Source organism: Burkholderia pyrrocinia (genome assembly GCF_022809715.1).
Lineage (GTDB): Bacteria > Pseudomonadota > Gammaproteobacteria > Burkholderiales > Burkholderiaceae > Burkholderia > Burkholderia pyrrocinia_C.
Window position 1 is genome coordinate 2,100,528 of the sequence record NZ_CP094460.1, and the last position, 11,910, is coordinate 2,112,437.

10 protein-coding genes are annotated in these 11,910 nt (G+C 69.0%); 4 read left to right on the forward strand and 6 right to left on the reverse strand.

Annotated elements, in window-relative coordinates:
* The first annotated feature begins 22 nt into the window (after nt 1–22).
* A complete protein-coding gene (locus tag MRS60_RS26295; RefSeq protein ID WP_034181525.1) occupies nt 23–667 on the forward strand; it encodes a response regulator in 645 nt (214 codons plus the stop codon).
* 85 nt (nt 668–752) lie between these two features.
* On the opposite strand, the gene MRS60_RS26300 is transcribed toward MRS60_RS26295, so the two are convergent.
* Nucleotides 753–1,349: an MlaC/ttg2D family ABC transporter substrate-binding protein gene (locus MRS60_RS26300; protein WP_034181524.1), complete on the reverse strand. Its 597-nt coding sequence runs from the start codon at nt 1,347–1,349 to the stop codon at nt 753–755.
* Nucleotides 1,350–1,668: 319 nt separating this feature from the next.
* On the opposite strand from MRS60_RS26300, the gene MRS60_RS26305 reads away from it, so the two are divergent.
* Nucleotides 1,669–4,302, forward strand: coding sequence for an MMPL family transporter (locus MRS60_RS26305; RefSeq protein WP_243565835.1), 2,634 nt, complete (start codon nt 1,669–1,671; stop codon nt 4,300–4,302).
* Entirely contained in the window at nt 4,295–5,296 is a 1,002-nt protein-coding gene (locus MRS60_RS26310) for an MlaA family lipoprotein (RefSeq protein WP_243565836.1), read from the forward strand. Before MRS60_RS26305 ends, MRS60_RS26310 begins: the two co-directional genes overlap by 8 nt.
* 111 nt (nt 5,297–5,407) lie before the next feature.
* Here MRS60_RS26310 and MRS60_RS26315 read toward each other — a convergent pair whose 3' ends face one another.
* The 5 genes from MRS60_RS26315 to MRS60_RS26335 all read right to left on the reverse strand — a co-directional run bounded on the left by MRS60_RS26315 (nt 5,408) and on the right by MRS60_RS26335 (nt 10,831).
* Entirely contained in the window at nt 5,408–6,064 is a 657-nt protein-coding gene (locus tag MRS60_RS26315) for a phosphorylase (RefSeq protein ID WP_432207851.1), read from the reverse strand.
* A gap of 54 nt (nt 6,065–6,118) precedes the next feature.
* Complete coding sequence (gene shc, locus MRS60_RS26320; RefSeq protein WP_034181520.1) at nt 6,119–8,092, reverse strand: squalene--hopene cyclase; 1,974 nt, start codon at nt 8,090–8,092, stop codon at nt 6,119–6,121.
* 11 nt (nt 8,093–8,103) lie between these two features.
* Nucleotides 8,104–9,357, reverse strand: a complete 1,254-nt coding sequence (hpnE, locus tag MRS60_RS26325) for a hydroxysqualene dehydroxylase HpnE (protein ID WP_243565838.1) — start codon at nt 9,355–9,357, stop codon at nt 8,104–8,106.
* 13 nt (nt 9,358–9,370) lie between these two features.
* Complete coding sequence (gene hpnD, locus MRS60_RS26330) at nt 9,371–10,219, reverse strand: presqualene diphosphate synthase HpnD (protein ID WP_034181518.1); 849 nt, start codon at nt 10,217–10,219, stop codon at nt 9,371–9,373.
* Between the two features lie 279 nt (nt 10,220–10,498).
* Nucleotides 10,499–10,831 carry a hypothetical protein gene (locus MRS60_RS26335; protein WP_034181517.1) on the reverse strand — a complete coding sequence of 111 codons (333 nt, stop codon included), beginning with the start codon at nt 10,829–10,831 and terminating at the stop codon, nt 10,499–10,501.
* A gap of 192 nt (nt 10,832–11,023) precedes the next feature.
* Between MRS60_RS26335 and MRS60_RS26340 the strand changes: the two genes are divergently transcribed.
* Complete coding sequence (locus MRS60_RS26340; RefSeq protein WP_175749666.1) at nt 11,024–11,908, forward strand: alpha/beta fold hydrolase; 885 nt, start codon at nt 11,024–11,026, stop codon at nt 11,906–11,908.
* Nucleotides 11,909–11,910: the final 2 nt, after the last annotated feature.

The following is an 11,910-nucleotide window of genomic DNA, read 5'->3' on the forward strand; positions in this document are numbered from 1 at the left end:
CATAACAGGAGACCTTTCACGCATGAGCGCCCCCGACACCGCCCGGCCCGCCGCCCGACTGCTGCTCGTCGACGATCACCCGCTCGTGCGCGACGGCTTGCGGATGCGGCTCGAAGCGGCCGACCTGTCCGTGGTCGGCGAGGCCGGCAACGCCGACGAGGCGCTCGCGCTCGCCGCGTCGCTCGAACCCGATCTCGCGCTGATGGACGTCGGCATGAACGGGATGAACGGCATCACGCTCGCGGGCGTGTTCCACGAGCGCTTTCCCGGCATCCGCGTGCTGATGCTGTCGATGCACGACAACCTCGAATACGTGACGCAGGCCGTGCGTGCCGGCGCGAGCGGCTACCTGCTGAAGGATTCGCCCGCGAGCGAGATCGTCCGCGCGATCGGCGCGGTGCTGGCCGGGCAGACGTTCTTCAGCGAAGGGCTCGCCGCGCGGATGATCCACGCGAGCGCGACCGCGTCGCCGCTCGATCGCCTGACGCCGCGCGAACGCGACATTCTCGATGCGCTGGCCGAGGGACTGTCGAGCAAGCAGATCGCGCAGCAGACGGGGCTGTCGGTGCGCACGGTCGAAACGCACCGGCTCAATCTGAAGCGCAAGCTCGAGATCGAAGGGCAGGCCGAGCTGATCAAGTTCGCGGTCGAGCATCGGCGGCGGTAGGGTAGCGCGACACCGCGATCCGCAACGAAAAAGGGCGCCCGAGGGCGCCCTTCATGCATCCGGACTGCGGACCGCGCAGCGGCCGTCAGTTCGTCCGCGAATTGTGCTTCTGCAGATACGCGATCAGCCCGTCGATCCCGCCCGACGCGAGCTGGCTCTTGAACTGGCCCTGGTAGACCTGGATCAGCCACGCGCCCGACATGTCGATGTCGTAGATCTTCCAGTCGTTGCCGACCTTGCCGAGCCGATAGCCGACCGACTGGCTGTCGCCCGGCGTCGTCACCGTCGACTGCACGAGCGCGTCGGCGCCCGACGCGCCGCCGGCCTTGAACGAGAACTTCGCGTCCTGGCTGCCGAGCTGCGCGAGCGACGCAGCGTAGGTGCGCGTCATCAGCAGCCTGAACTGCTTGTACAGCTCCTGCTGCTGTTGCGGCGTCGCCTGCTTCCATGCGTCGCCGACGGCGATGCGGGTCGTGCGCTCGAAGTTGGTCGCGGGCAGGAAGCGCTGCTCGACGACCTGCGTGACCTTCGCCATGTCGCCGCCGCGTGCGGCCGGATCGGCCTTCATCGCGGTAACGGTGCCCTCGACCGCATTGCGGACGATATCGACCGGCGCGCTCTGCGCGAAAGCGGAAACCGACACGGCGGCGGCCGCGACGAAAGCAAACAGATGACGTTTCATACGATTATTCGCACTCGATGGGAAAAAACGACCGGCTCCTTGCATCGGCCGGTGCAGCAAAGTATACCGGGCCTGACGCCCGGCTGCCGCGCCGTGACCGACTGTTACCTTTCAGCGGCATTTGTCACAGGCACGGGCAACAGGCGGCGCAGCACCGATTATGTAAATGCCTACCGACAAACCGGCCGGCCGCCCGCGCCGATTCCGCCGCCGCGAACAAATCTCCTTCCCGCCCCGAAACCCGCAACGTCACGTCAGTCGCCACGCCGCGCCGGTATACTTGGCTACTTTGCCCTTGCCAGCCGCTCCCCACCGCCACATGGTGACAAATCTCATCGTCCGACTCGTTGCGTGGTCGGTGCGCCGTCCCGTCTGGGTCGTCGTCCTATCGCTCGTCATCGCTGTCCTCAGCGGTGTCTACGTCGCGCAGCATTTCAAGATCAACACCGACATCAGCAAGCTCGTCGATGCGGAACCGCAATGGGCTGCGCTCGGCCAGGCCGTCGATAAAGCGTTCCCGCAACGCAACGGCACGATCCTCGCGGTCGTCGAAGCGCCCGCGCCCGAATTCGCGAATGCCGCCGCGCATGCGCTGACCGAAGCGCTGCAGAAGCAGGCCGAAGCCGGCCGCATCGGCCAGGTCGCCGAGCCCGGCGGCGGGCCGTTCTTCGAGCATAACGGGCTGCTGTTCCTGTCGCCGCAGGAAGTCTCCGATACGACGTCGCAGCTCGCGAGCGCGCGCCCGCTCGTCAACGAACTCGCGAAGAACCCGAGCCTCACCGGGCTCGCGACGACGCTGGCCACCACGCTCGGCCAGCCGCTCCTGACCGGCCAGGTGAAACTGCCGGCGATGGCGAAGCTGCTCGCGCGCAGCGCCGCGACGGTCGACGACGTGCTGGCCGGCAAGCCGGCCGCGTTCTCGTGGCGCGCGCTGGTCGACAGCGATTCGGCGCGGCAGCCCGCGCGTGCATTCGTCACCGTGCAGCCCGTGGTCAACTACGGCGCGCTGAAGGCCGGCGCGGAAACCAGCCAGGTGATTCGCGAAGCTGCCCGTTCGCTCGACCTCGAAAAGCGCTACGGCGCGGCCGTGCGCCTGACCGGCGAACAGCCGCTCGCCGACGACGAATTCGCATCGGTCGAGGACGGCGCGGCGCTCAACGGCGTGCTCACGCTGCTCGCCGTGCTCGTCATCCTGTGGCTTGCGCTGCGCTCGAAGCGGATGATCGGCTCGGTGCTCGTCACGCTGTTCGTCGGCCTCGTCGTAACCGCCGCGCTCGGCCTCGCGATGGTCGGCTCGCTGAACATGATCTCGGTCGCGTTCATGGTGCTGTTCGTCGGCCTCGGCGTCGATTTCTCGATCCAGTACGGCGTGAAGTACCGCGAGGAACGCTTCCGCGACCAGCGCATCGATCACGCGCTGATCGGCGCCGCGCACTCGATGGGCATGCCGCTCGCGCTGGCCACGGCGGCCGTCGCGGCGAGCTTCTTCTCGTTCATCCCCACCGCCTATCGCGGCGTGTCCGAACTCGGCCTGATCGCGGGCGTCGGGATGTTCGTCGCACTGCTGACCACGCTCACGCTGCTGCCCGCGCTGCTGCGCCTGTTCGCGCCGCCGGGCGAATCGAAGACGCCGGGCTTCCCGTGGCTCGCGCCGGTCGACGATTTCCTCGATCGCCATCGCAAGCCGATCCTGATCGGCACGCTCGCGGTCGTGATCGGCGCGCTGCCGCTGCTCGCGTTCCTGCGCTTCGACTTCAACCCGCTGCACCTGAAGGATCCGAACAGCGAATCGATGGCGACGCTGCTCGCGCTGAAGGATTCGCCCGAAGCGGCCGTCAACGACGTCACGCTGCTCGCGCCGTCGCTCGCCGAAGCCGATGCGGCCGCGAAGCGTCTCGACGCGCTGCCCGAAGTCCGCCGCACCACCACGCTGTCGACCTTCATTCCCGCCGACCAGCCGGCCAAGCGCGCAGCGATCGCCGCGGCCGCGAGCGACCTGCTGCCTGCGCTGACGCAGCCGGCCGCGCCGCCCGCGACCGACGCGCAGCGCGTCGCCGCGCTCAAGCGCGTGTCGGATCTGCTCGGCTATGCGGCGGAAGATCACCCGGGCCCGGGCGCGGCCGCCGCGCAACACCTGTCCGCGTCGCTCGCGAAGCTTGCCGCCGCCGACAGCGCGACGCGCGACCGCGCCGAGCGCGCATTCTCCGATACGCTGCGCATCGCGCTGAACCAGCTCGCCGCGCTGCTGCAGCCGCAGGACATCACGCGCGAATCACTGCCGCCGCCGCTCGTGCGCGACTGGGTCGCGCCGGACGGCCACGCGCTCGTGCAGATCTCGCCGAAGGTGCCGAAGGGCGTCGACCCGAACGACGACACGATGCTGCGCCGTTTCGCGCAGACCGTGAAGGCCGCGGAACCGGGCGCGACCGGCGGGCCGATCTCGATCCTGCATTCGGCCGACACGATCATCAACGCGTTCCTGCATGCGGCGCTGTGGTCGATCATTTCGATCACGATCCTGCTGTGGGTCACGCTGCGCCGCTTCGGCGACGTGCTGCGCACGCTGGTGCCGCTGCTCGTGTCGGGTGTCGTGACGCTCGAGATGTGCGTCGTGCTCGGCATGTCGCTCAACTTCGCGAACATCATCGCGCTGCCGCTGATGCTCGGCGTCGGCGTCGCGTTCAAGGTGTATTTCGTGATGGCGTGGCGCGCGGGGCAGACGGGATTGCTGCACTCGAGCCTCACGCATGCGGTGCTGTTCAGCGCCGCGACGACGGCGACCGCATTCGGCAGCCTGTGGCTGTCGCACCACCCGGGCACGTCGAGCATGGGCAAGCTGCTCGCGCTGGCACTGACCTGCACGCTGATCGGCGCCGTGGTGTTCCAGCCCGTCCTGATGGGCAAACCGCGCGTCAAACGCGCCAAGAACCAATCGCAAGGAATCAATGAATAAGGTGCGAATCATCGCGGCGACCGTCGCCGCCAGCGCGATGCTGACCGGCTGCGCGACGGGACCGAACCGCAATCCCAACGACCCGTTCGAGCCGATGAACCGGACGATGTACAAGATCAACGACACCGTCGATTCCAACATCGCCGTGCCGATCGCGAAGGGTTACCAGAAGATCACGCCGACGCCCGTGCGCACCGCGATCAGCAACTTCTTCTCGAACCTCGGCGATCTCGGCAACATGGCGAACAACCTGCTGCAGTTGCGCATCACTGATGCGACGCAGGATCTGATGCGCGTGACGATGAACTCGCTGTTCGGCGTCGCCGGCCTGATCGACATCGCGACGCCGGCCGGGCTGCCGAAGCATCACCAGGATTTCGGCCTGACGCTCGCGCGCTGGGGCGTGCCGTCCGGCCCGTACCTCGTGCTGCCCGTGTTCGGGCCGAGCACGATCCGCGACGGCGTCGGCCGTGCGGTGGACGTGCGCTTCAACCTGCTCAACTACATCGAGCCGGCCGCGCGCAACCCGATGTACATCGCGCAGTTCATCAGCGCGCGTTCGGACCTGCTCGGCGCGACCGACCTGCTGAAGCAGGCCGCGCTCGATCCGTATTCGTTCGTGCGCGACGCGTACCTGCAGCAGCGCAAGTCGCTGACGTATCGCAGCCAGTCGTCGTCGGCCACACTGCCGAACTACAGCGAGCCGGGCGAATCGGGCGCCGTGCCGGCCGCGACGCCGGCCGTGCCGGGGCTGCCGAACTACGAGGATCCGGGCGCATCGGATGGCGCATCGGGCGCCGCGCCGAACAACGCGCCGGCCGCGCCGGGGTTGCCGCAGTACGACGATCCGGGTGCGGACAATGCGATGCCCGCGAGTGCACCTGCTGCGGCGCCGGCAGCGGCATCGTCGAGCTCCGCGTCGACGCCGGCGCCGGCCGCCGACGTCACGCCGGCCGCGCCGGCAATGCCCGCGAGCAGTCCGGCCGCGCAGTAACGCTGCAACGGCGACCGCCGCAAAGACAAAGGGCGCTGCATCATGCAGCGCCCTTTTTTTGTTCGCTAAAAACGAGAGAGAGAAGGGAAAGAGAAATGCGGCGCGCGCCGCTCAGACGATCCGCATCGCACCCGCACGCTCGAATGCGTGCCGCGCCTGGATCAGCGTCGTGCGCGCCGCACGCGCATCGCTCGCAACCTGCAGCAGCGGGCCGAGCTGCGACGGCTGCTTCAGCAATTCGCGCAGGATCGGCAGGATCGCCGTGCTGCCGTCGTCGCGCAGGCCGGCCGTCGCCGCGCTCGGCAGCGTGCGCCACGCCGGATCGACAATCGCGCGGCACACCGCGAACGGCACGCCGCGCGCAGCCGCGAAGGCCGCCGCGATGTGCGACTCCATGTCGACCGCGAGCGCGCCCTTCGCATGGTGCAGCGACGCCTTTTCCTGTGCGCTGACGACCGGCGCGCCGACGGCCGCGATCGTGCCGCGCGTGACGCGCGCCCATACCGGCGTGTCGTGCAGCGCGGCGACGAGCCGCGCGCTCCAGCCCGCATCGGTCTCGACGCGGCCGAACGGCCCGTCGATCGCATTCGCGATCACGAGCGCGCCGGGTTCCAGGTCGGGCGCAAGCCCGCCCGCCGTGCCGAAACTCACGATGCCCGCGCAACCGTGCGCGGTCGCGTCGGCCAGCGCGCGCTCGAGCCGGTCGGCCCGCGCGGCGAACACGGCCTCTACGCCGTCGCCGCGCGCGATGCGTGCCTCGAACGCCATCCCCGTCACCGCGATGACGGGCAATGCGCCGTTGTGCCGTGATGCGCCCACGCGTTACATCCCGACCGTGACGCGCGTCGCGTTGTCGCGCTTCAGGTTGCGGTAGCGCGCAAGCGCCCACAGCGGGAAGAACTTGCGATAGCCGTGGTAGCGCAGGTAGAACACGCGCGGGAAGCCGGTCGCCGTGAAGCGCGTCTCGTCCCACAGACCCTCTTCGTTCTGCTCGGCGATCAGGTAGTCGACGCCGCGCGCAACGGCCGGGTTGTTCACCTCGCCGGCCGCCATCAGGCCGAGCAGCGCCCAGGCCGTCTGCGACGCCGTGCTCGGCGCCTGCTCGAAACCGCGGTAGTTCAGTTTGTAGCTGTCGCCGTCCTCGCCCCAGCCGCCGTCCTTGTTCTGGATCGACAGCAGCCACTGCGCGCCGCGCTTCATGCGCGGATCTTCCGGCCCGAGGCCGGCCGCGTTCAGCGAGCACAGCGCGGTCCACGTGCCGTACACGTAGTTCATCCCCCAGCGGCCGTACCAGCTGCCGTCCGGCTCCTGCTCCTTCAGCATGTAGTCGAGCGCGCGGCGGGCCGGCTCGCTGTTCGCGGCCGTCTCGCCGAGCTGCGACAGCATCGACAGGCAGCGGCCCGACACATCGGAGGTCGGCGGGTCGAGCAGCGCGCCGTGATCGGAGAACGGGATGTTGTTCAGGTAGTACTGCGTGTTTTCCGGCTCGAACGCGCCCCAGCCGCCGTCGCTGCTCTGCATTCCGACGACCCATTCGCGTGCGCGCGCCATCGATTCGCGGTACGCGTCCGACTGCCTGAGCTTCTGCGCGCGGTCCATCGCCATCACGACCACGGCCGTATCGTCGACGTCCGGGTAGTGAGCGTTCGCGTACTGGAATGCCCAGCCGCCGGGCCGCACGTTCGGGCGGCGCGAGATCCAGTCGCCGCGCACGTCGAGGATCTGCAGCGGACGCAGCCAGTCGAGGCCGCGCAGCACGGCTTCCTCGGCGCGCGCATCGCCGGTTTCGAGCAGCGCGTGCGCCGCGAGCGACGTGTCCCACACCGGCGACAGGCACGGCTGGCAATACGCTTCGTCCTCCTGCACGACGAGCAGCTTGTCGAGCGCCTTGCGCGCGATCGCGCGATTCGGATGATCCTCCGCGTAGCCGAGCACGTCGTACATCATCACTGCGTTGGCCATCGCCGGATAGATCGCGCCGAGGCCGTCCTCGCCGTTCAGGCGCTCGTCGACGAACGACACGGCCTGGCGGATCGCGCGTTCGCGCGTATAGCTCGGGAACAGGCCGTCGACCGCGCGCAGCGCATGGTCGACCACGCGGAAGAACGCGAACCAGCCGGCGCTCTGATGGCCCTGGCGCGGCAGCAGCCCGGCGTTGACGGGCGGATCGATGAACAGCTCGTCGATGCGCACGCCGCGCGGGTTCTTCGCGAGCGGGCGCTTCGCGTTCAGCACGAGCAGCGGCACGATCACGGTACGCGCCCAGTACGATACCTTCGACAGGTGGAACGGGAACCACTGCGGCAGCAGCATGATCTCGACCGGCATCATCGGCACCGCGCGCCACGGAATCGCGCCGTACAGCGCGAGCTGGATGCGCGTGAACACGTTCGACATCTCGGCGCCGCCCATCGCGTGGATCGCCTTGCGCGCGCGCTGCATGTGCTCGGCGTTCTCGTCGTCGCCGATCACCTTCAGCGCGAAATACGCCTTCACGCTCGCGCTGATGTTCGGCGCGCCGTCGGTAAACAGCGGCCAGCCGCCGTCCGCCTGCTGGATGCGGCGCAGATACCGGCCGATCTTCTGTTCGAGCTCGAGGTTCGGCGTCTCGCCGAGATAGTGGACGAGCAGCACGTATTCGGCGGGAATCGTCGAATCGGCTTCGAGTTCGTAGACCCAGTGTCCGTCCGGGTTCTGCGCGGCCAGCAGCGCGTCGGTCGCACGCGCGACGGCCGCGTCGACGCCGGCCGGCGCGATGCCGGCGGACAGGGTAGCCATTTCGGTGAGATCGTTCATCGGTCCCTCTGTTATTGCGTCTGGAGCACGTCCGCGGCCAGTTGGCCGGAACGGATCGCGCCCTCGATCGTGGCGGGCAAGTCGGTGGCAATCCAGTCGCCCGCCAGCACAAGATTGGTCCAGCGCGTACGCACGGCCGGACGCTTCATTTCCTGCGACGGCACCGCCGCAAAGCCCGCGCGCGGCTCGACGACGAGCTGCCACGCGGGGATGGTTTCCGGGTTCGCGCCGGTCACGCGCGCGACGTCTTCCCAGATCCGCCGCGCAAGCGTGTCGTGCGGCATGTCGAGCCAGCGGCCCGCATCGCGGATCGTCGCCGCGAGCTGGCCGCCGCCGGCGCGCACCGCATCGACGACGCCGTTGACGACGGTCGTCTGCAGCGAGCTGCCGGCCGGCGGCTCGACCGCGAAATACGCGGTCACGACCGCGCTGAATGTATCCGGCGCGGTGAGTTCGGGCACGAGCGGCAGCGCGACCTCGGGCGGCACGGCCAGCACGACCGCGTCGCCCGGCGCGAGATCGACGCGCTCGCCGCCGATCACGGCCGCGTCGACCGCATTGCCGTGCGCGCCGAACTCGAACGCGTCGAGCCGCGAGTTCAGCCGGATCTGCGCGCCGCCGTGCTGCAGCATCCGCAGCGCCGGTTCGACGAATGCGCTGCCGAGCCCGTGGCGCGCGACGAGCGGACGGCAGCCGGGGCCGCCCGCGGCAAACGTGCTGCACAGCACTGCGCGCGCGAGCTCGGCACTCGCGTGGCGCGGCTCGACGTTCAGTATCCCGAGCCAATACGGCCGCAGCCAACGATCCCACAGCACGCCGTCGCATCGCATCGTCTGTGCGAGCGAGCGGCCCGTGCGCGCGAACGCGAGCGGGGCGAGCGCGAGGTAGTCGAGCGGTGTCGTGCCCGGCGCGCGCGACGCGGCATCGAACAGCCACGACGGCCAGCGCCCGTTGCCGAAGCGCAGCGTCCAGCGCTGCTGCGACGCGACGTCGACGACCGGGAATTCAGGCAGCGCGGGCCCGACCAGCTGATCGGCCGCGCCGATCGCGCGCAGGTAGCGCTGCGTGGCCGCCTGCCCCGCGAAGACCACATGCAGCCCGCTGTCGAGCGTCGTGTTCAGCGTCCCGTCGAACCACGATCGGCAGCGGCCGCCCGCATGCGCGTGCGCATCGTGCAGCACGATGTGCCGCCCTCGGCGTTGCAGCTCGACCGCGGCCGACAGGCCCGCGAGTCCGGCACCGATCACGTGGACGGTTCTGGGCATCGACTCGGTCGACTCAGAACAGCGCGTAGCGCGCGGCGATCATCAGCATGCGCGCTTTCGGCTTGCGCAGCGGCGCGCGCGGGGCGGCAAAGCCGCGTGCGACCGCGGCTTCGAGAATGCAGCGATACGCGCCCGACATGATGCGCGGCGCCTTCACCTGCGCACGCGGGCAGGTATCCATCACCGCGTCGGCCTGGCGGAAATGCTCGAGCGCGCGCTCGACGAGCGTCGCGCACACGCGCGGCAGCGCCGGATCGCGCACGATCGTCGCCGGATCGGCGATCGCGATGCCTTCGCGCGCAAGCAGCTCGCGCGGCAGGTAGCAGCGGTTGATCGCCGCGTCGTCGTCGATGTCGCGCAGGATGTTCGTCAGTTGCAGCGCACGACCGAGGTGGTGCGACAGCTCGATCCCTTCGGCTTCCGGCATCCCGAAAATCCTCACCGACAGCCGGCCGGCCGCGCTCGCCACGCGATCGCAAAAGAGGTCGAGCGTCGGCTCGTCGGGTGCGCAGATGTCTTCTACCGCGTCCATCGCCATCCCGTCGATCATCGCGTGGAAGTCGTCGCGCTGCAGGTTGAATGCGCGGATCTCGCGATCGAGCGCGGCCAGATGGCGCGGCGGGCGGCCCGCGAAGCACGCGTCGATGTCGGCGCGCCAGCGATCGAGGCCCGCGGTGCGCTCGGCGCGCGGCAGGTCGCTGTCGGCGATGTCGTCGACAGCGCGGCAGAACGCGTAGACCTGGAACATCGCATCGCGCTGCACGGCCGGCAGGATGCGCATCGCAAGATAGAAAGAGCTGCCCGATGTGACGGCAGCGGCGTCGGTTTCTTGTTCGTCCACGACGGAATTGGAAACGGCCAAGACAAGCTCCACGGAGACACCCATGCGGGGCGATTGAAGAAGCCATGCCCGGCTGGGATGGTCAGGGTGTCAAATGCGTGCGAGATATGCGAACGATCGACACAGACAGGCACAAATTACCGGCCGGAAGCCGGAATTGGGCGAAAGTATAGCAATCTTTGAAGTTCGATGGCGGACACGCGCCATGCCCGGCGGGGCGCCGGGAGCCGTTGGCGGGCCGGCGCGGCCGGCCTCGGCGGGAACGGGCACCACATGGCATCAGCGGGCACCAGCGGCCCGTCAGCCGTAAACGATATCGCGCTGCAGGTCGAGCGCAATGAGCCCCATTTCGCGGGTGAGCTGCAGCATCGAGCGGCGTTCGAGGCGCGAGCCCATGAAGCTCGTCACGCGACCGTCGGGCTCCACGGTGAACTGGAATACCGCGCCGCCCGTGCCGAACCACGCGCCCGGCACGTCGGGCGACTCCTGCCAGTCGATCTGCTCGAACACGCGCGCGATCCCCGCGCGCACCAGGTCGCCAGGGCCGATCGGCGGCGCGATGTCGCCCAGGTCGTCGAGCGAATAGGGGCCGGGTTTGTCCGGCTTCCGGTAGAAGAGATAGTCGACGTTCATGGGGCGCAATCGCGAGCAAAGCAACAAATTAGCGCGCTTCGGCTCAAATTCATATCGGATCCGGACGAAATGTGGCCTGCGCGAGACAAGAGGGACGGATCGCCGGTTACCGCGCAATCGTGCCATGCGTTCGCGCTTGGATACGCACGGGTTCGTCTAAGATGACAGCTTTCCCGAAAAAACACGAACACCATGGAGACGAACATAACCGCCCCCCAGCAGGCCGACCATCCCGTGTTCGTGCTCGTGCATGGCGCCTGGCACGGCGCGTGGTGCTACGCGCACGTCGCTACCGCGCTGGCCGCGCGCGGCTACCTGTCGATCGCGCGCGACCTGCCCGCGCACGGCATCAACGCCCGCTTCCCCGCGTCTTATCTCGAACGGCCGCTCGACAAGGACGCGTTCGGCGCCGAGCCATCGCCGGTCGCGAACACGACGCTCGACGATTACGCGACGCAGGTGATGCAGGCCGTCGACGACGCGTATGCGCTCGGCCGCGGCAAGGTCGTGCTGGTCGGGCACAGCATGGGCGGCCTCGCGATCACGGCGGCCGCCGAGCGCGCGCCGGAAAAGATCGCGAAGATCGTCTATCTCGCGGCGTTCATGCCGGCCTCGGGCGTGCCGGGCCTCGACTACGTGCGCGCGCCCGAGAACAAGGGCGAGATGCTCGGCGCGCTGATGCTCGCGAGCCCGCGCGTCGCCGGTGCGCTGCGCATCGATCCGCGCAGCGGCGACGCCGCGTATCGCGACACGATGAAGCGCGCGCTGTACGACGACGCACCGCAGGCCGATTTCGAGGCCGTCGCGAACCTGATGACCTGCGACGTGCCGGCCGCGCCGTTCGCGACCGCGATCCCGACGACCGCCGTGCGCTGGGGCGCGATCGACCGTCACTACATCAAGTGCCTGCAGGATCGCGTGATCCTGCCCGCGCTGCAGCAGCGCTTCATCGACGAAGCCGACGCGTTCGCGCCCGGCAACCCGACCCACGTGCACCAGCTCGACAGCAGCCATTCGCCGTTCGTGTCGGAGGCGGCCGTGCTGGCCGGCGTGCTGGCCGACATCGCGAAAAGCTGAGC